General features: G+C 53.9%; 20 protein-coding genes. 9 read left to right on the top strand and 11 right to left on the bottom strand.

Going from position 1 to position 21,384, the window contains the following annotated elements:
* Window positions 1–217 precede the first annotated feature (217 nt).
* The 7 genes from FGL65_RS06060 (at window position 218) to FGL65_RS06090 (ending at window position 6,728) form a co-directional block, all read left to right on the top strand.
* On the top strand, window positions 218–442 hold the full coding sequence (locus tag FGL65_RS06060; protein ID WP_147822685.1) for a 4Fe-4S dicluster domain-containing protein: 225 nt from the start codon (window positions 218–220) through the stop codon (window positions 440–442).
* A 1-nt stretch (window position 443) separates the two neighbouring features.
* Window positions 444–1,484 (top strand): 3-methyl-2-oxobutanoate dehydrogenase subunit VorB, encoded by a 1,041-nt coding sequence (gene vorB / locus FGL65_RS06065; protein WP_147820155.1) that lies wholly within the window; start codon window positions 444–446, stop codon window positions 1,482–1,484.
* A gap of 8 nt (window positions 1,485–1,492) precedes the next feature.
* Window positions 1,493–2,236 (top strand): thiamine pyrophosphate-dependent enzyme, encoded by a 744-nt coding sequence (locus tag FGL65_RS06070; protein WP_147820156.1) that lies wholly within the window; start codon window positions 1,493–1,495, stop codon window positions 2,234–2,236.
* Window positions 2,229–2,765, top strand: coding sequence for a 2-oxoacid:ferredoxin oxidoreductase subunit gamma family protein (locus FGL65_RS06075; RefSeq protein ID WP_147820157.1), 537 nt, complete (start codon window positions 2,229–2,231; stop codon window positions 2,763–2,765). Before FGL65_RS06070 ends, FGL65_RS06075 begins: the two co-directional genes overlap by 8 nt.
* Before the next feature lie 4 nt (window positions 2,766–2,769).
* Window positions 2,770–4,863 (top strand): acetate--CoA ligase family protein, encoded by a 2,094-nt coding sequence (locus tag FGL65_RS06080; RefSeq protein ID WP_147820158.1) that lies wholly within the window; start codon window positions 2,770–2,772, stop codon window positions 4,861–4,863.
* A 72-nt stretch (window positions 4,864–4,935) separates the two neighbouring features.
* Complete coding sequence (locus FGL65_RS06085) at window positions 4,936–6,384, top strand: sodium:solute symporter family protein (protein ID WP_147820159.1); 1,449 nt, start codon at window positions 4,936–4,938, stop codon at window positions 6,382–6,384.
* Between the two features lie 20 nt (window positions 6,385–6,404).
* A complete protein-coding gene (locus FGL65_RS06090) occupies window positions 6,405–6,728 on the top strand; it encodes a DMT family transporter (RefSeq protein ID WP_147820160.1) in 324 nt (107 codons plus the stop codon).
* A 450-nt stretch (window positions 6,729–7,178) separates the two neighbouring features.
* Here FGL65_RS06090 and FGL65_RS06095 read toward each other — a convergent pair whose 3' ends face one another.
* The 5 genes from FGL65_RS06095 to FGL65_RS06110 all read right to left on the bottom strand — a co-directional run bounded on the left by FGL65_RS06095 (window position 7,179) and on the right by FGL65_RS06110 (window position 10,101).
* Complete coding sequence (locus tag FGL65_RS06095) at window positions 7,179–7,709, bottom strand: hypothetical protein (protein ID WP_147820161.1); 531 nt, start codon at window positions 7,707–7,709, stop codon at window positions 7,179–7,181.
* Between the two features lie 87 nt (window positions 7,710–7,796).
* Window positions 7,797–8,381 carry a Fic/DOC family protein gene (locus tag FGL65_RS06100; protein ID WP_147820162.1) on the bottom strand — a complete coding sequence of 195 codons (585 nt, stop codon included), beginning with the start codon at window positions 8,379–8,381 and terminating at the stop codon, window positions 7,797–7,799.
* Complete coding sequence (locus FGL65_RS18195) at window positions 8,359–8,595, bottom strand: hypothetical protein (RefSeq protein WP_187170558.1); 237 nt, start codon at window positions 8,593–8,595, stop codon at window positions 8,359–8,361. Before FGL65_RS18195 ends, FGL65_RS06100 begins: the two co-directional genes overlap by 23 nt.
* 71 nt (window positions 8,596–8,666) lie before the next feature.
* On the bottom strand, window positions 8,667–9,518 hold the full coding sequence (locus FGL65_RS06105; RefSeq protein ID WP_147820163.1) for a hypothetical protein: 852 nt from the start codon (window positions 9,516–9,518) through the stop codon (window positions 8,667–8,669).
* Window positions 9,519–9,861: 343 nt separating this feature from the next.
* Window positions 9,862–10,101 (bottom strand): helix-turn-helix domain-containing protein, encoded by a 240-nt coding sequence (locus tag FGL65_RS06110; RefSeq protein ID WP_147820164.1) that lies wholly within the window; start codon window positions 10,099–10,101, stop codon window positions 9,862–9,864.
* A 102-nt stretch (window positions 10,102–10,203) separates the two neighbouring features.
* Here FGL65_RS06110 and FGL65_RS06115 point away from each other — a divergent pair, with 102 nt between their 5' ends.
* Complete coding sequence (locus tag FGL65_RS06115) at window positions 10,204–10,506, top strand: hypothetical protein (protein ID WP_147820165.1); 303 nt, start codon at window positions 10,204–10,206, stop codon at window positions 10,504–10,506.
* Between the two features lie 14 nt (window positions 10,507–10,520).
* On the opposite strand, the gene FGL65_RS06120 is transcribed toward FGL65_RS06115, so the two are convergent.
* From FGL65_RS06120 to FGL65_RS06130, 3 genes are all read right to left on the bottom strand, one after another.
* Window positions 10,521–11,555 (bottom strand): site-specific integrase, encoded by a 1,035-nt coding sequence (locus FGL65_RS06120; protein ID WP_147820166.1) that lies wholly within the window; start codon window positions 11,553–11,555, stop codon window positions 10,521–10,523.
* 255 nt (window positions 11,556–11,810) lie between these two features.
* Entirely contained in the window at window positions 11,811–12,170 is a 360-nt protein-coding gene (locus tag FGL65_RS06125) for a hypothetical protein (RefSeq protein ID WP_147820167.1), read from the bottom strand.
* A 9-nt stretch (window positions 12,171–12,179) separates the two neighbouring features.
* Window positions 12,180–12,386, bottom strand: a complete 207-nt coding sequence (locus tag FGL65_RS06130) for a hypothetical protein (RefSeq protein WP_147820168.1) — start codon at window positions 12,384–12,386, stop codon at window positions 12,180–12,182.
* A gap of 496 nt (window positions 12,387–12,882) precedes the next feature.
* Here FGL65_RS06130 and FGL65_RS18735 point away from each other — a divergent pair, with 496 nt between their 5' ends.
* Complete coding sequence (locus FGL65_RS18735; protein WP_147820169.1) at window positions 12,883–13,305, top strand: CRISPR-associated endonuclease Cas3''; 423 nt, start codon at window positions 12,883–12,885, stop codon at window positions 13,303–13,305.
* Here FGL65_RS18735 and FGL65_RS06140 read toward each other — a convergent pair.
* From FGL65_RS06140 to FGL65_RS06150, 3 genes are all read right to left on the bottom strand, one after another.
* Complete coding sequence (locus FGL65_RS06140; protein WP_147820170.1) at window positions 13,206–14,090, bottom strand: hemagglutinin repeat-containing protein; 885 nt, start codon at window positions 14,088–14,090, stop codon at window positions 13,206–13,208. The genes FGL65_RS18735 and FGL65_RS06140 overlap by 100 nt on opposite strands.
* Window positions 14,091–14,246: 156 nt before the next feature.
* Window positions 14,247–14,615, bottom strand: coding sequence for an Imm40 family immunity protein (gene imm40, locus FGL65_RS06145; RefSeq protein ID WP_187170559.1), 369 nt, complete (start codon window positions 14,613–14,615; stop codon window positions 14,247–14,249).
* A gap of 11 nt (window positions 14,616–14,626) precedes the next feature.
* Window positions 14,627–21,382, bottom strand: a complete 6,756-nt coding sequence (locus tag FGL65_RS06150) for a hemagglutinin repeat-containing protein (protein WP_147820172.1) — start codon at window positions 21,380–21,382, stop codon at window positions 14,627–14,629.
* Window positions 21,383–21,384 lie beyond the last annotated feature (2 nt).

Below are 21,384 nucleotides of genomic sequence, written 5' to 3' on the forward strand. Positions count from 1 at the left end.
TCGTCAGAAGCGAGTTTAGCGAATCAAGGCCCTCTTACAATTTTATTTCATAAAATACCTTTCTGTTCGTATATCCGTACCATTCGACTTATATTCGAATCTGTTGACCGTTTGCCGGCGGAATGAGTAATCCTGATCTTAACACTGCGCCAGATCATGGCTTTTTCAGATCAATACCCAAACGTGAATAAACATGGCAGCAAAGCGAGTTTTGCAAATGACGAAGAAAAAACAAAAACAAGTCGTTACCCAGCGCAACGAACGTTGCAAAGGGTGTCGGTTTTGCGAAATTTCATGCCCGGCACAAGCTATTTCCGTTTCCAGCGAGGTTAATGCAAAGGGCTACAATTACATGAATATTGATCATGAAAAGTGTACGACCTGCGGTGCCTGCTATACCGTGTGTCCCGACTACGTATTCGAAATCACAGAGGTGGCCTGAGATGACCCGTGCATTCATGAAAGGCAATCACGCATTGGCTGAGGCGGCCATCCGGGCCGGAATGACCTTTTTCGGGGGGTATCCCATCACCCCGCAGAGTGAAATTCTCGAATATCTTTCCGGCAATCTTCCAAAGGCGGGCGGCACGTTCGTACAGGCCGAGTCCGAACTGGCGGGCGTCAACATGGTCTACGGCGCTGCAGCGGCGGGCCACCGTGCAATGACCAGCTCTTCGGGGCCGGGCTTCAGCCTGCTCCAGGAGGGCATTTCCTACATTGCCTCGGCGGAACTGCCCGCGGTGTTCGTGGACGTGCAGCGTTACGGCTCCGGGCTGGGCGACATCTTCCAGGCTCAAAGTGATTACTATGTCGCCACCCGTGGCGGCGGGCACGGGGACTACCGCATGATCGCCTATGCCCCGGCATCGGTTCAGGAGACTGTCGATCTGGTGGGCCTCGCCTTTGATAAGGCCGAGGAATACCGCAACCCCTGTCTTCTGCTTTCGGACGCCTCCATCGCCCAGATGATGGAACCGGTGGTTTTCCCGGAAAAACAGGAATGCAATCCGGACCACGATTGGGCGGTTCGCGGCAAGCGCGGCGGTGATTTCAAGAAAATCACCTCGACCATGTATTACATCGAAAACTTCGACCAATACATCCACGACAAGTACGCAACCATTCAGGCCAATGAGCAGCGTTGGGAAAACGTGCAGGTCGAGGATGCCGAAGTCGTGCTTGTGGCCTTCGGCATCAGCGCCCGCATCTGCAAGGAGGCTGTTTCCATGGCCCGGGCCGAAGGCATAAGGCTTGGACTGATCCGCCCCGTCAGCATATGGCCCTTCCCCGAGAAGGCGTTCGACGAAGTGAGCAAAGACCTGCGGGCCTACCTCACCGTCGAACTGTCTGCGCTGCCCCGCCTGCGCGACGACGTTATGCTGGCAACGGAGATGAAGACCCCGGTGCACCATTTCCTGGCGGGAGACACCATCCCGTCCTCCCGAACCATTGTGAAACAGGCCGTCGCCCTGTTGGAAAAATAGAGGTTGTCATGGCAGAAAAAAGAATACCGAAAACACTGGTTGAGAATAACAAGTTCTGTCCGGGATGCGGGCACGGCATCATCAATCGGGTGCTGGCCGAAGTGCTGGAAGAGATGGGGCTGGCTGACATGGCCATCGGTTCGGTGGCGGTGGGCTGCGCCTGTCTGATGATCGACACCTTCGGCACGGATTGGGTTCAGGCCCCCCATGGCCGCGCAGCGGCCGTGGCCAGCGGCATCAAACGGGTGCGCCCGGAAAATTTTGTCTTCACCTATCAGGGGGACGGCGACTCCCTGGCCATCGGTTTTTCCGAAACCATGTACGCGGCGGTACGCAACGAAAATATCACCGTGTTCATCGTGAACAATGGCATTTTCGGGATGACCGGCGGCCAGATGGCTCCCACGTCGCTGCCGGGGCAGCGGACCACGACTTCGCCCGCCGGCAAGGACCCCGCTCTGGCGGGGCAGCCGCTCAATATCGTCAACCAGATGCGCCAGCTCCCCATCGGCTATCTGGCCCGGGGCAGCGTCGGTTCCTTCAAGGAAATCATCAGGCTCAAGAAATACATCAAGGCTGCGGTCACCAACCAGATCGAAGGCAACGGCTACGGACTGGTGGAAATCCTGTCCCCGTGCCCCACCAACTGGAAAATGACCATGCAGGGCGCTCTGGACCATATGAATGACAATGTGAAGAAGTTTTTCCCCACCGGAGAATTCATCAAAGAGGGAGTGCTCACCGATGCTTAGCGTAATTTGCGCCGGATTCGGCGGACAGGGCGTGCTCACGGCAGGTCTGGTATTGGCCAACGTTTCCATGGCTGGCGGGCAACAGGTTACATGGGTTCCCGCCTACGGTTCGGAGATGCGCGGCGGAACGGCAAGCTGTCGGCTGCGCATCAGCGATTCGGAGATTCTGAATCCTTTCTTTGACATGGCGGACGTGCTCATCGCCATGAACCAGGAGTCCGTGGATACCATGCAGGACATGGTCGCCCCGGACGGCTCGATCATCGTGAACTCCACCATGGTGGACATGAACACTGTCCGCGCCGAGGTGCGGGTGATCGATGTCCCGGCCACGGCCCTTTCCTCGGAAATGGGCAATCCCCGTGGGGCCAACATCGCCATGCTCGGAGCCGCCATTGCCGCCACCGGCCTTTTCCCGGTGGAATCCTTTGCCGACGGCATCGACTCCTACTTTGACGCCAAGGGCCGCAATACCCCCCTCAACCGGGCCTGCTTCCTTGGCGGTGCCTCGGCCGTGAAAGGAGACTAGATCCATGGGCATGAAACAACTGCTTTCTCCGAAATCCATGGCCATCATAGGGGCCAGCGACAAGGAGGGATTCGGCGGCGACACCTGCCGCAATGTCCTGGCCTACGCACCGGACAGCAATGTCTATTTCGTGAATCCCAAGCGGGAGCGGCTTTTTGACCGTCCGTGCTACAAGTCGGTCTCGGATCTGCCCGAAGACGTGGACATGGTCATAATATGCACTCCGCAGAAAACGGTTGTCCCGCTTTTGCGGGAAGCAGCCGCAAAAGGCGCTGGCGGGGCTGTGGTCTACGCCAGCGGCTATTCCGAAGTCGGAACGGAAGAAGGGCGGCGGGCCGAGGAAGAACTCCGGTCGGTGTGCGCTGAACTGGACATCGCGCTGATGGGGCCCAACTGCGCAGGATTCATGAACTACAATGACGGAATCAGCGCCTTTGCGTTCATTTCCGAGGAACGCGATCGCAAAGGCGGGGTGGGCATTGTCTCCCAGAGCGGGCAGCTGTGCCTCTCGCTCATGGACAGCCCCAACATGCGCTTCTCCTATTCCATCTCTTCCGGCAACAGCAGCGTCGTCACCATGGAAGATTATTTGGAGTACCTGATCGACGACGAGCAGACAAAGGTGGTCGGCCTTTACCTGGAAGGCGTCACGGCTCCGGCGAAATTCCTGGACTGCCTGAAAAGGGCGGCGGAAATGCGCAAGCCCGTGGTCGTGCTCAAGACCGGCCGCAGTGAAAAGGGCAGCCTTGTGGCCGCCTCGCATACCGGCAGCCTGGCCGGAGCCGACAGGGTCTATGACGCGATTTTCGAAAAGTTCGGCGTTATTCGCGTGGACGACCTCGAAGAATTGCTGGCCACGACCGTGCTGTTCTCCACCTTGCCTGAATTGCCAAGGGGAACGGGTTTCTCGGCCATCAGCCTGTCCGGTGGTGAAACCGGCATGTGTGCCGACCTGGGCGAGATGTACGGCATCGACTACCCCGACTTCACCGACGCGACGCTGGCAAAGTTGAATCAATTGCTGCCGGCGTATGCCAGCCCGGCCAACCCGCTGGATTCTACTGCCTCCATCTCCTACGACGCGGACGTATACGCCGGGACGCTCCAGGCCGTGATGGACGATCCGGGGGTGGACATGGTCATTCTGGGCTACACCCTGCTGCTGGAGATTGCCGACCCGGCCATTCACTACATGGCCGAAGGCATCCAAAAAGTGGTGGCGGGCGGCAACGTCAAGCCTGTGGCCATGCTTCCGTTTGTGGAGAACAGCCGCAATCCGGAATACCTGAGCAAACTCGCAGAGCTGGGAGTCCCCGTGCTCCCGCCGCCCGCATATGCCTTCAAGGTGCTGGGGCACCTCAAGAGATTCATAGAGTACGATCCGGCGGCCCATCGTCTCGAGGCGGCCGTGCCTCGGAAAACCATGGGCGCAAAGCGCCGCACGCTTTCCGAATTCGAGAGCATGGAGCTCCTGTCCGGTTATGGCGTCCCGCTCCCGGAAGGGGCCATTGCCACCAGTGCGGACCAGGCTGCGGAAGTGGCCGGGAAACTGGGTTTTCCCGTGGTCTGCAAAATCGCTTCGGCAGACATCGGGCACAAGTCGGACATGGGCGGCGTCATGCTGCATTTGGCCGACGCCGACAGCGTGCGCCGGGCCTTTGAGCAGATCATGGAAAACGCTCGCGCCAACGCTCCGGCGGCCAAGGTGGACGGCGTTTTCGTTCAGCGAATGCTGGCGCCCGGCCTTGAGGTCATTGTGGGGGTGAGCAACGACCCGCAATTCGGCCCCTGTATCCTGTGCGGGCTGGGCGGTGTCTTCGTGGAAGTGTTCAAGGACACCGCCATGCTCCCCGCACCGGTTTCCGAACGGGAAGCCCTTGGGATGCTGAACAGCCTGCGCTCGCAGCCGCTCCTTGCCGGCTGTCGCGGGCAACAGCCTCGGGATATTGACGCCCTTGCCAAAACCATCGCCCGGATCTCGGAGTTTGCCGCGGAACACCGCGACTCCCTTGCGGAACTCGATTGCAACCCGGTCTTTGTCTATGAGCAGGGGCGCGGCGTATTCGCCGCTGACGCCCTCGTCGTGCTGGCTGAATAATCAAAACAGGCTGCTCCGTTTTGCCTGCGGGGCAGCCTGCTACACTTTTGCGGCGCCTATCAGGGAGAACACATGCATACCGTCGATTACTTTGTTCTGGCTCTGTATTTCTGCACTCTCCTTGTCATCGGGTTCCGCGCCAACAAACGGCATAAGGATGTTGACGATTATTATGTGGGGGGCCGAAAGGTCGGGGTTCTCTCCCTGGCCGCCCTGTGGATGTCGTCGTGGGTCGGTGGGGCGGCCATTGTGGGGAGTGCGGAGAAATCGTACCAGGTGGGCATCTCCGCCCTGTGGTACGCTTTAAGCATTTTCATCGGTTTCCTCTTGTTCGCCCTGACCTGTGCGGCGCGCATCAAAGAGCTGGGAGACACCCACAAGCACATCACCTATCCGGACCTGATCGAGGAACGCTATGACAGCCGGACGCGCATTGTGAGCACCCTGACCACCGTCGCCGCCTATCTCGGGTATATCGCCGGACAGCTCATCGCCGCCGCCCATATCATTGCCGCCATAAGCGGCCAGTCTTTGGGAATCTCTTTTGTCGTGGCCACGACGGTGACCGTGCTTTATACTTCCATGGGTGGCTTTTTTGCCGTGGAAACCACGGATAAATTCCAATCCCTGCTGGTGCTCGGGGGCATCACGCTCGTCACGGTTCCGCTGACGTGGAACTACATGGGCGGCATCGAAAGGCTGGTAACGGAGCTGCCTGCCGATTTTTATGATTGGGGCAATTGGGGGTGGGGCACCATTCTCGCCATGGTTACCAGCATGGTGCTGACCTTTTTTACGTCCATGGACAGCTTCACGCGATGTTATGCCGCGTCCTCCTGCAAAGCCGCACGCAAGGGCACGCTTTATGCCGCTCTGGCCGCATTGGTCATCTCCTGTTCCATCTGTTTCCTCGGCATGAGCTCAAGGGTGATTTTCCCCGACGGCACGGGTGCTCCCGGCGGCGCTTCCGCATTGATAGGACTGATCATGCATGTCCTGCCCGTGGGCATCAAAGGGCTTTTGCTGGTCGCCATCCTCTCCGCCATCATGTCCACGGCCGACACCTGCATCCTTTGTGCGTCGTCAAATCTCACCAGCGACATCTATCACCGCTACATCAACCCGGCGGCCTCCAGGGAAACCGTGCTTCGTCTTTCCATTGCCAGTTCGATCTGCGTCGGTGTGGCGGGCGCTCTCATCGGATGGTTTTTCAAGGACATCATGTCCATTTTGGTCATGGCATTCACATTCAATTCCGCGGGGTTGTTCTTCCCCACCATGGCGGTGTTCTTCTGGAAGCGCGCCACTTCATCCGCAGCCTTCTGGAGCATGTCCGCATCACTCTGCACCGTCTCCCTCTGGTATATAGGGCAGGGCATGGATCCCGAAAACACATGGTTTGCCATAGACCCTGTCTGGCCCGGCCTGCTGGTTTCGGCCGTCAGCTTCATCGCATTAACGCTCATGGCTTCAGAACGGTGCGCAGATACCAACCTTCAACCTGACAATACGCTTGTATAGCGTATCATCCAAAGGCACTCATGCTTAAATCCTGGATCTTGCTTTATGTGGCCATTTTTAGCGAGGTGTGCGGCACCATGTGCCTCAAAACAGCCGACGGCTTCTCTCGACTGTTGCCGAGCGCCGGTGTTGTCTCGTTTTACGCTGTTTCGTTCTTTTGCATGTCCAGAGCCATGCGGCAGATTGACGTTGGAGTGGCCTACGCCATCTGGTCCGCCGTGGGGATTGTATCCATTGCTCTTATTTCGGCCGTACTTTTCGGCGAGTCGGTCACCATGGCGAAAGGCATCGCCTATGCCATGATCATTGGCGGCGTGCTTCTCTTGAATCTGGTGGCCTCGTGATTCGGGGATATGGTAACAGGGGCCGCTTTATAGGTGTTGTCCCAAGAATGTGCCAGAAATAAAAAAAGGGTTTAGCAACTTGCTAAACCCTTTGATTTTCCTGGAGCCAGAGATCAGAGTTGAACTGACGACCTACTGATTACGAATCGCTTTTCGTGGTCAATAATTGCAGCGTGTTGTAATTATATATCTTTTAAAATCAAACAGTTAATCTAGTATGATGAATTTTGATTAATCGGGAAAGTTCAGACTCAGTGGAGCAGAATTGGAGCAAAAAAAGATGCATTTTTTTGTTGGAGATCGTCGAATTTGAAGAACTGCAAACGTCATGATGAAGCATGATGCAGCGTGATGAATGCGGTTGGTTGCATCGAACATGCTCTAATACTTCAGGTTCGAGTGAAGAGAAGTCCCGACTGGTATACTACCTCGATCACCGTCTTCATTTTCTCAAGGCAGCTCCCATTCTGCGAATGCATAGCCACCCTGAGAACGCCAGCAAATAATTATTTCGTCAAAATAGTCTGTTTTGTTTTCCAGATTCCTTTCGTTTTGGATCCGATCCATTTCATCGGCCGTCTGGTCGTCGAACCAAGGGCTTTGTAATGAGACGATGAGTGTGCCTGGTCCATGCTCTTCATGGAAGGGAGCATAGGATTCTTTGGAAAGCTTCTTCTGGACGATCTCAACAAATCTGTGGGCATGCCTTTCGTCCATGTTTACTTGTGAGGACTGCATGTCGAAATCGTCTTCATCAGGGGTTGCGTGGGAGTATAGATTTCGTGCCCAGTCGTCAGAAAAAAATGCGTCAGTAACTTCAACCCAAGTCCTGTCCCCATCCTCTTCATCGTACAGAATTGCGTCTGGCGGGTCGGGTTGTTCCTCGACAATGTATGAATACCCATTTGTCGCGTTGTACCATTCGAGGAACATGTCAATTACGGCGGTTTCATGCGCTTCTTGGATTTCCCTTCTGGACATAGTGATACTTCCTTAATTCTAGTTAGAGGTCTTATCTCCCCCATGGCCAACGCATGGTGTATCATGAAGAACACATTTGGCGTACGGCTAGTCCACGTAAATGCTCAAAGCACTGGCGAGTAAGTCGCGCATCGACTGCTCCTCCCGTACGCCTTTTCTGCAAGCGTCCAGCCAGCCCTCCTTGAGCTTATCCGTGTCCACCTCATATCCGGCATTGTTTGCCAGAAGGGAGAGGAAATATCTCCCCGTGCGACCGTTTCCTTCCCTGAAAGGGTGGGCCATGTTGAGTTCCAGCATGTAGTAGGCGGCTCGCTCAACGAAAGTGTCTGGGGTAGATCCTTTGAGAAGATTTTCCTTGGCTAGTTCTCCCGCGAGGGCGGAGATTGAATTAGCGATGAAACGGGGATTGCAGAAAGGAGTCTTTCCCTTGCTGATGGAAACGGTCCTTTCCTCTCCAGCCCAGTCGTAGACGTCCTGAAACAGGTGGCGATGGATGGCCTTGATATGCTGGTAGTCGAAGTTGCCGATGGGCGGGTCTTCTACTATGCGGTTGGCAACAGAAAGGCGCTCGAACTTATCAAGCGCCTCTTGGTCTCTGTGGCCCGCCTTGTTTCTCAGGACGGACGAGTTTTCGTATGTGTATGCGTCTTTATGCGCGTATCGCGTAGTCATAATTAGGGAAGCGTTCCTTCAAGAGTTTGCTGCGTTCTTCCAGAGTACATTCCTTATGGATGCACTCTTCGAAAACGGCAACCTCTTCATTGGTCAAGCGGAACCCTTCGATCTCAAGTGAAGCCTTGGCATGCATGAAGCGACGAGTCATGACTTCAACTTTTGTTTTGGGGCGTTTAGTCTTTGCGAAGGTATATTTCTGATTACTCTTCATGCAGCGAGATTAATCATTCAGAAAGGAAAAAGCAAATATTACGACCTCGACAAGTCGATGGAACTCAATAGCTAAACGAATCGGAGAGTGCATCCCACTTCTCCCAGAGCCTCCCATATGTCATCCAACTGGATGCCGAATGGGGAAAGCTCAATTTCGATTTCTCTTGTGGGGAATGAGCCTTCAAATATGTTTATTCTCTTTTCCTCCAGGAGTCGGGCGGAGGCGATTCGAGCTGTCAAATCAACTATGGGAGGCGGACTCGTTTCGGTGAGGTCGTCCAAGGCATATGACAGTGAGGATTCGTCTCTGAGGAAATGTTCTGTCGGAAGCAGGGGCATGGTCCATTTTAGGTGAGATAGGTCGACCTCATAGTAGTCGACATGGGCATAATCGGGATGCCAGAAAAGCCAACCCCTGGCCGAGACATTTCTCCATGCTTTCAGTATCTGGGACGGGCTTCCTTTCACCGAAGTCCATAGCGGAGGAGCATCGTAGAAATCAAAAACAAAGGCTTTGCCTTGTCGTGCTTCGTCCGGGGCGAATGTGGCGAATTCCTCGTCAGATATTCCCACGTTGTGCCTGGCGGGCGATTGGGGAATGCCGATTGTGTGTACAAGTTGAGAAAACGGAAACAATTTGATCAGGCTGTGGGTGGCGGAGGTGCACGCATTTCCAGATATCCAACGGTGAAGCTGCGAGGTGAAATTAGGGAGATCGTCTTTTGGAAAGAGTTGCGTGAGGAACTCTCGGGAGCAGGGGGCTAGGGTTGTCCCAGACAAGATGTCGTTAATGATTCTGTTGGCATCGGTCGGGGAAATCCTTTCACTGCATCTAGTCAGGCCTTGCAGTTCAGCTAAAAACGAGCTGATCCATGCCCTTGAGCGGAGTCTGTCTATGAGAAGGTTTGCTGGTCTTGCCATGGCCTTACCCTGAAATGTGATGTCCTTTGCTGAATTGTGCTAGAAACGGCTTCATCTTTTTTGTTTTGAGCAACCACTTCCCATACCTCGTCTGTTAGCGTTGGCGGCATGGAAACACACAAAACACAATTCTCCGGTTTGAAGGTTCTGAATGTCTACGAGCTCGCCGACCTTCTCGGTATGACCAGTGCAGCGGTCCGTAGTCACTGGCAACGGCGTAACTATGAAGCTATTCCCCGTCCGGTTCATTTGGGTCGCCGGCTTGGTTGGCCTGTCCCGGTCATTGAGGAATGGCTTCAAAAGAAAATCGAAGCCGAATCGATCTGGCGATGAGTTCCGTCTGCTATTCTGCAATTTGAAACAGCTCGCTCGGTTTGCATTTCAGTGCGCCCGCCAATGTTTTGATGTTGATTGCGCTGACGTTCCTTTCCCCCCGTTCTACGGATCCGATATAGGTGCGGTGAAGGCCCGTGATTTCCGCAAGCTTCTCTTGTGAGATGCCTTCCTCAGTGCGCTTTTCTTTGATGGCTTTACCAAGTCGCTTCAAAAACTGTTTTTCTTTCGGCGTGTAATTCCCTGCCATGCGATATTCCCCCGAACATTCGCATGGGTATTTGACTCCTATAAGTCTACAGACTATAAGTATCTATCGGTGGCTGATAGTATTGCTAACCTGGAGAAAGTAATGAGTAAAAAACATTTTACGTATGTGAACACAGCCGAAGACGGAAAATGCCCATTTTGCGGCGGAATTGTGCCTAAAGGGGTTTCCGTCTGTGAGAACTGCCATGCCGTGCATGGAGAAAGAATTGACGGTTCCGGCAGCTTTTTGCTTTTGCCTGTGATGGGTGCGGCTCTATTCGCAGGGGGATGGGTAGGAATCTCTTTGAAGAATGGCTTCTGGGGCGTAGTGACGGGATTTGCCATACTTATTCCGTGCGCTATCGGGATTATGAAATTCTGTACCTCAAAAGGTTGGTTCCGGTAGGAAGCTCTGAGTCCTTACGGTGATTTTGTCAGTTTGGGGGCTCTTGATTTCACAGGTTGACTCCCTTCGACCTCTCGAAGTCCGCGTCGAGTTCCCTTTTGTCCTTGCCTTGCCAAGCCGTAATGCCCTTGTGTCATATCAGAGCAGTGGCCGAGCGCGAGCGCTATCAGTTCCTTGTCGAGTCGAGCCTTTTTCAGATCGGCGGCAAACTGTTGCCTGAAGCTGTATTGGGACAGCTTGTCCGCCCAAGTTTTTCCCAGACCTTTGGTTACAGCCCGTCGGAACGCCTCGCGGATGGCTCGTTGGCTTGCGGCTGCCCGGAGCTCGACCGCCCCTCCTGCCTGTTCCACTATTGTGAATAAGACCTGCTCCATTGGAGTGGACGGATCGAAAGTCATCGTCCTGACTTTCTGGCCGTAACCGCTATTCGTTTTCGAGCCGAAGATGGTGGCAATGAGCACGCCTTCGGCTATCCTTAATTGAACTCCCTTCGAAAATTCGTCCGGCCTGCATCCGGTAACCGCCAAAGTTGCAACAAGCGGGCGGTGCTGTTTTGCGAGGGTCGCATATACCCGCTCCTGCCAATCTGGATAGGCCCGGTTGAGCCGTCCGAGATATTGTCGTTTCCCTTTGCGAGGCTTCGAATTGAACGGGACATCGTGTGCCGCGTCGAGATTGTTTCGGTATCGTGTCCGGGCGTAGTCAGCCTTTTGTTCGGCCAGTTTTTGGCAGTCGCGGCGTACAATCTTTTTCAGATGGGCTACTTGATCATCGGCAGCAGTTTGGCCATGTCGGTCCAGCGCTTTGATCTCTTCAAGGGTCATTTCGATGCGGCAGGCAAGGCCGTGTTGGTAGCCCCCCTTGAGGACGTAGTATCTGCCTTGGCTGATGGGGGCGGAGTTGTGGGCGCAGGTTTCGGCATATTCCTGCGGCGTCAGGTTGGAGTCGTCCAGCATGGCGTAGGCGTTTGCGTAATCTTTCGCCGATCGTTTGGAGAGCCGTTTTGATGCGATCCTGATTGCGAGTTGTTTGACCTTCTCTAATTGCATTGAGACGTCCCAGAAAGATTCTATTGATGTCCATTCACCCCCTCTGCCCGCTGTCGCTGGCAGCTCCCCTCAAAGGGGAAGGGGCGGCTTATGGCTTTCCCGAAGCTTGAATCACGTCACCTTTTCGCAGGCTCAAATCTGTCATGATTCAAGCATCGAAATAGCCATAAGCCTATATTCGCGGTAGGCATGCTGAGCCTACCGCGAATAAAAAAACTGCGCGTGATTCATTTGATTCAAGTTCGTTGAGATGAGTCAATTTTCACTCGGTTCTTCGCCGGTCAAGATTTCGGTGATCAATTTGCAGGCTTCCTCAAGTTGATACACGGAGAGGATTCTACCTTCCGCCTCGGCGTTTTTGCCGCAACGCTGCAGAAGGAGGCCTCTTGCAAATTCGCAATCGTCATCAGAGGGCAGAGGCTCCCCAAGGTGGTAGGATGTACCCGACTTGGAAATAATGGTGTCTCCCTCTTGAACGTCGCCATGTGGTATTTGGCTGGTGATGCGAGGGCAAGGATTGTCAACGGCTGAGGGGAAGCTTGTGCAGACCCGTGCAGCCAAAAACGGTTTTTGTGGTTCTGCGTAAAGAACCCGCCAGTGGTGCAAATGTGGCATGTCGTCCTCCTAGAGGGCTGCAGTCAGTTTCGCCTTCACTGTGGAATCATCACCCCGCGAGAGATCGTCAAAAAGCATCCCCAGTGCGATTTCGACAAGATCGGATTTCACAACTGGGATTCCCTCCAGCTTGAGCAAGAGATAACGCTTCTCAAGCCGATCAATGGTCTTTTGAGTCAGGTAGAAACCCGCTTTGCTCTTTTTCTTTATGGTCATATTGGTCTCCATTCTTCTATTCTTCTGTAGTAGAATATGGCTATAGAGAGAATTTGTCAAAGGAGACCAGGGGAAAGGGCTCAGAGTTGAATTGCTACCTGTTTAAGTGCTGCAATTTGTCTTTAAGTGGCCATTGATGTCTTTCCATGGTCTCAACGTGTTGCCCTTGGTGGGGGGAGGTGGTAGTCATTTTTGCCTGTATAGGAAAATGATTTTTGAGTCGGACTCGAGAAGTGGGTTTACTTTGTTGGGCCACTGAGCAGTACTTTTAAGGTGAACAGTTTAACGAGTTACGCTGTTTAGTGGGCCAAGCCCGAGGGCTACGCGGGTTTTGAACTCAGCGGAAAATACTTCTTCTCTTCTTAGGCATCAAAAGCTTCCTTTGGGCTTTTTACGTCCTCCTTAAGCCATGATCCAGTTTCTTAAACCCACTTCTGTGAATAGATAATTCATTTGGTATCAATATGTAACCATTGATTTGAAGTGACAGTGAAGCATGAATTATTGGGGAAAGTCATACTCTGATGGTCGTTGGCACGAATTGAGGAATCATTGCCTTGATGTTGCTGCAACGTTTGAAGCCTTTCTGACAGCGAATCCGTTGTTGGTGAATACGATTGAAACCCTATCGCCTTGTGCGAGGATGGATATTCAGCGCTTGTTGGTATTTTTTGCAAGTGTCCATGATATCGGTAAGTTTTCGCTTTCTTTTCAAAATCTTGTGCCGGAGCTTGCTCGGAAATTGGGGCACGATTCATCCACTAGGTATGAACATCACACAGTGCTGGGCCTGAACGTCTGGCCGACGCTTCCCGCTGTTCAAGAGAGTGCTTTGCTCAACTCGTATGTTTGTTCGCTGTCCTTTTTCTCGCCGCTCTGGTCAGTGCCGGTTTCTCCCTGCTGGTTGTCGCCGGGCTGATCGTCACCGGTCCCCTGCTCTTCACCCGGTTCTTGTTCCTTGCCATCACCTTTGTCGGTTCCGCCAAAGCCGACAGAACCAGACACAGCGGCATTGAAGCTTTCGCTGGTGTCGGAATCGTGGATGTCCTTGTAGGTCAGGGTCTCGGTGTTCAGGACCAGGTTGTCATTCTCGGCGGCGATGATGGCACCTTCCACATGGGTGTTCTTGCCCGTGTAGATGTCCACCTTTTCCTTGCCGATGATGGAGGTCTGCTGATCGACCCATTTGGATTCGGACTTGTTCTCACCGTAGCCGACGTTGGCGCTAACGTTCACGCCCATGCCGACAGTGGCGGAGCCGCCAACACTGTAATTGTTACCCTTGGCAGAGGCAGTATCCTGCACGCTGCGCACGACAAGGTTTTCGCCCACATTCATGGCGACTTCCTTGCCGCTGAGATTGGCTCCCTCAATGGTGGTGTCCTTGCCGGATTCCACGGTCAGGATTTCGCCTGCGGTCACTTCGCCGTTGTCGTTGGTCTCGGCCTCGGAGTCGTTCTCCGAGCCGCCAAGTGAGGCAGAAACCGTGACGCCTGCGGACATACCTCCCGCGCCGATGGAACCGCCGATGCCGCCCCTGGCATCCTCGTTGGTGGTGCTGGAGGATGATTCGTAGGTGTTCTTGGCTGAATAAATGTTGACGTCTTCACCGGCCTTGAGGGTGATATTTCGTCCGGCTGGCCGGGGTAAAAGGCGTACAGGGCTATAGCGGAAAGAATTAGGATGGAACGATCTCGTAAGCAGGAATTCAGAAAGATGTTGCTCGCGTTCTCAATGGGAGGAGAATTGGCATGAATCACTTCATGTGTCCGATTTGATGTAAACTGCAGCACAAAATAAAACGGCCCGCCGAAGCGGGTCGCCTGTATATTCGTCTGGGGAATTAAGTTTGGTGTCCATCTATTTCAATTCAAATACTGGGACAAAGATAAAATAAGGCTCGAAGCCTCTTGGGTGCCTATACGTACTTATATATTCGATTGTTTTCGCAATGCTTCTAGATATATAATTGTTAAATGATTCGTTTGTATTCACCTCACAATACCAATTATCATGAGCTGGCTCAGGCTCATGGTCTAATAGTTCGTAGACATCGCCACCAGCTATAGCTATTCCATTATTTTTACATTCATTGGCGACAAATAAAGCATCCTCTCGACTTAAGAGCCAATTGTTAATCCCATACTCATGAATAGGTATTCCGCGCTTGAGGAGGTTTATATAAATATCTGGCCAAGTTGTGTCATATTTTTCAGAGAAGAATGACATAGGCTCCCCCATTATTTATTCCATTCTTTTATTTGTCTAAACAGTCTGTGGTTAATATTACCATTTGCTTCTTTCATGAATTCAAAAACACCCTTTTTGCCAAGATACTCTCCTGGAATTTCAAGCTGCAATCTTTCAATTCCATCTCCTCCTTTTATTTTTCTAACTATCCCCATATCTTGATGGTTCTTAACTATTTCCGGGAATTGATGAAATGGATCTCTGTGTACAAATGCGTTCATTTGGTTTTGCACTTTTGAAGTGTATTGAGTACCCGCAAAAAAGTCACCAGCATTGGAGACTACATCATCGCCATATTTTTTTGCAAGTTCAAAGACGTATCTCTTGCTATTATGGACAAGCCCTTCAGCAATCTCTTTGCCAAGCTTATACGAAGCCTTAGTCATTTTACTAAGCTTAGACCCGGCCTTGAAGACTCCAACTCCTCCTGTATAGGCTGCAGCGCCAACCTCTACAGCGTCAGGAACCAAACCGCCAAGGGTAAAATAAGCTCCATAGTAATCCTTATCTTCAAGCTGTTTTTGATAAAGATTCCACTTCTCTTCCACCCGCTTGACCAAGGCTTCCCCTACTTTCAGAGGATGCGTAATCGCATAGGCGACGGAATCTCCTACAGCAAGTGCGGTCTTATTTGCTCTTTCCCATTGATCTTTGCATCCTTTGTAACCTGTTTGCTCATAAACAATTGCTCCAGAGAGATCATAAATAGTATCTGTGATATCCTTTGATGTGTCAGAAAAACTAGACATTATTCCCATATAAAGTCCACCAAGAGACATCCCTACTACATTTGCATCTTCTTGATAAACGATATTATCTCCTTCTATAGAAATGCTTGCATATGATTTTTCTAACGACATATTATGTAGAACAGCTTGGTATTCTTCAGGGCTTACCTCTTCACCATTTCTTTCTCTTTCTTTCAGTTTATCCAACTCAAGAAAAATATTGACGGCCTCGGCTGTTTCAGCTGACTTCATGATGGCTTCATCTTTCTTGATGCCTTCATTCATCAAGCGCTGAATCATTTCAGTCTGATTTTCAAGCTGGTCGCGTTCTTTCTTGGCGTTTTCAGGAAGAGCCTCTTTGATTTTATCAACGATTTTTTCAAACTGTTCGACCAACTTTTCAGCATTTTCCTGCAGCGCTTTGCCGCCGCTGGCAATATCCTTAATAGTCGCCGGGTCAACATAGACCTTGACCACGGTCTCGCTATCTTTGGTGATCTCCTGTGCCTTGGCGAGGTCGCGGTTCAGGCCTTCCAGTCCGGCGTCCGGGTCGGAGCGGATGATGATGGTGCCCTTGCCGATGGTGGCGCGGTTGATCTGCTCCTTATCCTTGCTGGAGTAATCGCCCGAGGCGGTGCCGGGGATGGTGCTGTCGTCTTTCTTGGTTTGTTCGCTGTCCTTTTTCTCGCCGCTTTGGTCAGTACCGGTTTCTCCCTGCTGGTTGTCGCCGGGCTGATCGTCACCGGTTCCCTGGCCTTCACCCGGTTCCTGTTCCTTGCCATCACCTTTGTCGGTTCCGCCAAAGCCGACAGAACCAGACACAGCGGCATTGAAGCTTTCGCTGGTGTCGGAATCGTGGATGTCCTTGTAGGTCAGGGTCTCGGTGTTCAGGACCAGATTGTCGTTTTCGGCGGCGATGATGGCACCTTCCACATGGGTGTTCTTGCCCGTGTAGATGTCTACCTTTTCCTTGCCGATGATGGAGGTCTGCTGATCGACCCATTTGGATTCGGACTTGTTCTCACCGTAGCCGACGTTGGCGCTAACGTTCACGCCCATACCGACAGTGGCGGAGCCGCCAACACTGTAATTGTTACCCTTGGCAGAGGCAGTATCCTGCACGCTGCGCACAACAAGGTTTTCGCCCACATTCATGGCGACTTCCTTGCCGCTGAGATTGGCTCCCTCAATGGTGGTGTCCTTGCCGGATTCCACGGTCAGGATTTCGCCTGCGGTCACTTCGCCGTTGTCGTTGGTCTCGGCCTCGGAGTCGTTCTCCGAACCGCCAAGTGAGGCAGAAACCGTGACGCCTGCGGACATGCCTCCCGCGCCGATGGAACCGCCGATGCCGCCCCTGGCATCCACGTTGGTGGTGCTGGAGGATGATTCGTAGGTGTTCTTGGCCGAATTGATGTTGACGTCTTCACGGGCCTTGATGGTCACATCCTCATTGGCGACGATGCGGCCGCCGTCCACGGTGATGTCCTTATCCGCCTCGATGGTGACGTTGCGGCCCGCCGAGGTGTTGGAGCCCACGGCGGTCTTTGATTCGCTGCTTTCCTTGCTTTCCGTGTAGGAAGCACCGCCCGTGATGGATGCGGAAACCGTAGTGCCCACGGCAGAGGAAACATCACCATAGGCCTTCATGGCCGCGCTGGCGGCGGTAGCGGCCTTGGCTGCGCTGTTGCCCTTGCCTGCGGTCATGGTCTTGGGCAGGCCCGCCACAGTACGCAGGGCGCCGGTAACGTTCTGCTTGGCGGCAGCCTTGACCCCGACTTCGATCTCCTTGACGTAGGAGTCATGCTTCTCGATGTCGTGTGCGGCCTCGGTCTTGACGTCTCCGCCCGCTTTCAGGGCCACGTCCTGCCCGGCCTCGATGTCGGACGAAACCTGGTTCACGTTCTGCCCGGCGGTGATCGTAACGTCTTCACCTGCGGAGAGCGTGGACTTGGCATTGTAGGAGCCGGAAAACTCCTCTTTCTTTTCCGTGGCCTTGAGCCCGGAGCTGACGCTGATCTCGTCTTCGGTGAACTTGAAGCCGATACCGAGTCCGGCCTGCTTTTCAAACTTCTTGGTCTTCTTTTCATTGCGGCCGGAAAGCACGTTGGCGTCGCGGCCCGCATTGATGATGATATTGCCACCCGCGGACAGGTCGGAACCGACCACCACGGCGTCGTTCTGCGCGGTGACGGTGATGTCCTTGTCGGAAACAACGCTGGAGCCGATGCTGTCCGACTCGTCGTTGCTTTCCATCTTCTCCTTCATGCGGGCGTAGTCCAGACGTCCGTCGCTGGCGAACAAGCCGACTTTCTTGCTTTCCTTCTTCTCGTAGGAGCTGGATTCGTTCTGAGCGGCAACGATATTGACGTTGCCTTCCTCGCTGGTAAGCGTGACTGCTTCCTGACCGTAGATATTGCTGGCCGAAATATTCAGGTCCTGCTTGGCGGTGGCGGTGACCGAACCTGCGGACTCGATGTCGCTGCCCACCTGGGTGGTGCTGCTGGTGCGTTTGGTCTCGGACTTGGAGCTGAACATGCCGGACTTGCTGCTCTGGGAATGACTGAAAGCCTCTTCCTCAGCCGAGGCGATAATGATCTCGCCCGTGGCCTGCATGTCCAAATCGCCTTCGGTACTCACGCGGCTGCCGATGACCGCCAGATCGCCTTCGGCCCTGGTGTCGGAGCCTGCCTTGATATTGGTATTGCCGCCGGATGTAATGACGGAGGCAACGTTGGAACTCTCCCGCTGCTCGAATGTGGAGGACTTCGAACCGCCGAACATGCCGCCTGCGTCGTCCGCATGGCTGTAGAGATCGACTTCATTGGTTGCGGAGGTGATGGAGACGTTTTCTTCGGCTTGCAGATTCACGTCGCCCTGGGCCGCGACTCCGCTGCCGTGGACGATGATGTCCTGCTCAGCCTTGAGTTCCAGATTCCCAGCCACATCGATGGTGCTGCCCTGGCTTGTGCTGATGTTGGTTCGGGAGCTGAAATTGTCACCGTTCATGGAGGCCTTGGTGTGGGTTTCCACTGTAGAAACGGCCACATTGCGACCTGCCTGGATAGAAGCGCCGCTGTCGGACTTCACTCCGGAACCGCTCATCTCGACATCTCGACCAGCCACAATATTCAGGGAGTTTGTCGCTTCAACACTGCCTTTACTGGCAATGATGCGCGAGGATGTCTCCTGAAGCTGGGAATCGTACATGTCCGCAGTGAGGACCACATCGTTTTCGGCCTTGAGTGCAACGTCAGCACCCTTGATGAAGCCGCCCGTATTGGTGATGGTGTCGGTGGCGGTCAGGGCAACTTCCTGGGCCTGAATCGTGCCCCTGTGGTTGAATATGTTTTCCGCGTTGATGACGGTATTGCCTTCAGCCAGTATCAGACCCGAGTTGGAAACATTGGCGGCGTTGATCTCAACATTTTTGCCCGCAATGACCGCCCCGCCCTGGGCAATCCTGCCGACGCTGCCCTGGCCGAGGTAGACTTTGGGGACGAGAACCTTCTGACCCTGGACCTCTTCCTCCACCAGCCAGACAATGTCCTTGTCCAGATCTATTATCTGCTCCTTGGACAGTGCAATGCCCAGGCTGAGGCCCAAGCTTTCCTTGGCGGCCAAAGCGTTCTCCATCAAATGCTTGACCTGCTCGGCATCGCTCTTGATGGAATCTTCAAGAAACCGTCGCCCCGTCCCATCCAGGACCTTTTTTTTCACTTCCTGAACTGTCAGGTAAGGATCAAGGAGCAGCTTTTCCGTCAACCCCTCCTCAGTAGTCCCAATTTGTTCCAGAAGGAATTCCCCGCCGATATACCCAGAGAGGTTTGTCAGAGCCGGGTTTGTTTCAATCAAATACGGATGGTCCGGAGCCGTATTGACGACAGTGAGCCCCGCTGGGAATTCCTTGGTGACGTCTGCAACTTTTTGCTGCTGGGCGGCGGTGTCAGGAGCCTGAAGGACGCCATTGCGTTCCACGATGCCGTTATCAACATGCGCCGCATTGATCGTCACCTTGTTGCCCGCATCAATACTGCCGTAGACATGGTCTATAGCCTTGAGATGGGGAATGGTGCCACCCCCCTTGTATTCGATGTTCGGGGAACGGTGAGAATGGAATGCAGCACGGCCCCAGGTCACGAAGGTGCGTTCATAGACGTCCTGACCCTCGTTGGTGAACGTATTGGTGTCGATGGTTATGTCGCCGGCGGCGGAGCTGATTGTGCTGACGATATTCTGGACGTCATCTCCTTGAATATTGACGTTGCCGCTGGCTGCTATGAGCGAGCCCTTGTCCGCGCCGGTGACGCTGTCGTGGGTCACCCTTTCGGAAAAAATGACACCGTTGGTTTGCCCGTGGGCAGCGATAAAATATTTGTAACCTTGCGCAATTATTTGTTTATATATGGATATGTAATATTTATCTGTTGAATTCAGGAAATTGGGATTTTCAACGCATTTCTGCTCTAACTCCGCGAAATGCGCGCTGAGGTCTTCGCTGGAAATGACGTTCACGGAGGGATCGAGCTTAATGTAGGAGTTGGACATGGGGTATGCAGTCCATCCCGAAGGACCTGCATAGGAGCGTCCAACGTAATGCTGGAAAAGTACATACGTTTTCCAGTTGTCGTCACCGCCCTGGTAAACCCCATCAAGACGGGACAGCTCGGTTGCTCCTTCCACCAGTTGGAAATCGAGGTTGTTGTTTTTCAGATCGTGCGCGCGGATGGCCAGGCTGCTTTCCAGGGATTCGATGGTTGCTGAATCGTTCTGGAGCTTGGTCATCTTTTGGCCGGCGGAAGCGCCTTCCAAGGTCATGTCGCCTTTGGTGAGGATAGCGCCGCGATTGTTGTGCACGGTTCCGGAGACATGGAACGCGCCGGTGCCTCCGGAATAGATGGTGCCGGTATTGACCACCTCGTCCGAGGCGATGGCGAAATGGCTGTCGGCTGCAATGAGATGCTGGTTGTCAAGCTTGCCGCCGGAAATATTGATCGTACCTGCCTTGACCAGGGCCGCGTCAGCCGGGTCGGACTTGGCGATGAGCACGGTGTCCTTGGCGGACAGGGTTGCGGTGTTTGCGGCGGTCACCGTGCCGGTGACGTTCACGGACTCCTCTTGGGAGGCTATGGCCAGGTTGCCGCCGGAGCCGACCTTGTTCTTGATCTCGATCGTACCCTGTGCGGTGATTTGAAGATCTTCGGTGGACTGGGTGATGCCCTCCAGGTTAACGCCCACACCCTTTTCCGTGCCGATGAGGTTGATGCGGCCCGCATACATGCCGCCCAGGGCCGTGGAGTCGATAACCACGGCAGGCAGCGGATCGCCGTTGGGCGCGACCTCGGTGACTTCGCCGGTAGTTGGGTTGTAGTTGCTTTTGCCCGCCACGATCTTGAGGCGGTTAGCGTGGATGTCCGCATTGATCTGAGCAGTGCGGCTGACAATCTCGAAAGCGTCGATGTTCTTTGCGTTGATGCCGTCGCCCTGGATGAGTACGTCCCCGCCCGTGACGCCAAGCATGACGTTGCCGCCGTTGACCGAGGGCACACCGGTGGTGACCGTTGCCCTGGGCGTGCCGATGAATCCGCCGCCGTCAATGGTCACGCCGTTGGGGTTGGCCAGGATGTAATGCCCGCCGCCGAAGACCTCGGTATAGCCCTGGAGCAGGGAGCGATTGGTGCTGGTAACCTCGTTGAGGATGATGGATGCCTTGCGACCGTCCGTGAAATTCGGGTTGTTGGCAACAACGCCGCCAAGCTGGGTCACGCCAGGCATGTTGCTGTTGTTGATGATCACGCCCTGCTTGGCCACGTTGAAGTCCGTGAATTTATTGTGGGAAACACCGCCGCCGTTGGGCTGGACAATGTTGACCACGGGCACGCCGTTTCCGGCTGCGCTCATGGAGGCCTGGTTTGCCGCAGGTGCGCCTGCGTCCACCTGGATGCCACCGGCCAGGGCCGGCGGGCAGAGAATGAGACCGATGAGAACCGCGCAAAGAAGTTGTTCAAATATCTTGTACATGA

The sequence above is a fragment of the Salidesulfovibrio onnuriiensis genome (assembly GCF_008001235.1).
Lineage (GTDB): Bacteria > Desulfobacterota > Desulfovibrionia > Desulfovibrionales > Desulfovibrionaceae > Pseudodesulfovibrio > Pseudodesulfovibrio onnuriiensis.

Bases quoted from the DNA above. Each gene is read 5' to 3' on its own strand.
- FGL65_RS06060 (WP_147822685.1), top strand. From the start codon at position 218: ATGACGAAGAAAAAACAAAAACAAGTCGTTACCCAGCGCAACGAACGT.
- vorB (WP_147820155.1), top strand. From the start codon at position 444: ATGACCCGTGCATTCATGAAAGGCAATCACGCATTGGCTGAGGCGGCC.
- FGL65_RS06070 (WP_147820156.1), top strand. From the start codon at position 1,493: ATGGCAGAAAAAAGAATACCGAAAACACTGGTTGAGAATAACAAGTTC.
- FGL65_RS06075 (WP_147820157.1), top strand. From the start codon at position 2,229: ATGCTTAGCGTAATTTGCGCCGGATTCGGCGGACAGGGCGTGCTCACG.
- FGL65_RS06080 (WP_147820158.1), top strand. From the start codon at position 2,770: ATGGGCATGAAACAACTGCTTTCTCCGAAATCCATGGCCATCATAGGG.
- FGL65_RS06085 (WP_147820159.1), top strand. From the start codon at position 4,936: ATGCATACCGTCGATTACTTTGTTCTGGCTCTGTATTTCTGCACTCTC.
- FGL65_RS06090 (WP_147820160.1), top strand. From the start codon at position 6,405: ATGCTTAAATCCTGGATCTTGCTTTATGTGGCCATTTTTAGCGAGGTG.
- FGL65_RS06095 (WP_147820161.1), bottom strand. From the start codon at position 7,709: ATGTCCAGAAGGGAAATCCAAGAAGCGCATGAAACCGCCGTAATTGAC.
- FGL65_RS06100 (WP_147820162.1), bottom strand. From the start codon at position 8,381: ATGACTACGCGATACGCGCATAAAGACGCATACACATACGAAAACTCG.
- FGL65_RS18195 (WP_187170558.1), bottom strand. From the start codon at position 8,595: ATGAAGAGTAATCAGAAATATACCTTCGCAAAGACTAAACGCCCCAAA.
- FGL65_RS06105 (WP_147820163.1), bottom strand. From the start codon at position 9,518: ATGGCAAGACCAGCAAACCTTCTCATAGACAGACTCCGCTCAAGGGCA.
- FGL65_RS06110 (WP_147820164.1), bottom strand. From the start codon at position 10,101: ATGGCAGGGAATTACACGCCGAAAGAAAAACAGTTTTTGAAGCGACTT.
- FGL65_RS06115 (WP_147820165.1), top strand. From the start codon at position 10,204: ATGAGTAAAAAACATTTTACGTATGTGAACACAGCCGAAGACGGAAAA.
- FGL65_RS06120 (WP_147820166.1), bottom strand. From the start codon at position 11,555: ATGCAATTAGAGAAGGTCAAACAACTCGCAATCAGGATCGCATCAAAA.
- FGL65_RS06125 (WP_147820167.1), bottom strand. From the start codon at position 12,170: ATGCCACATTTGCACCACTGGCGGGTTCTTTACGCAGAACCACAAAAA.
- FGL65_RS06130 (WP_147820168.1), bottom strand. From the start codon at position 12,386: ATGACCATAAAGAAAAAGAGCAAAGCGGGTTTCTACCTGACTCAAAAG.
- FGL65_RS18735 (WP_147820169.1), top strand. From the start codon at position 12,883: ATGAATTATTGGGGAAAGTCATACTCTGATGGTCGTTGGCACGAATTG.
- imm40 (WP_187170559.1), bottom strand. From the start codon at position 14,615: ATGTCATTCTTCTCTGAAAAATATGACACAACTTGGCCAGATATTTAT.
- FGL65_RS06150 (WP_147820172.1), bottom strand. From the start codon at position 21,382: ATGTACAAGATATTTGAACAACTTCTTTGCGCGGTTCTCATCGGTCTC.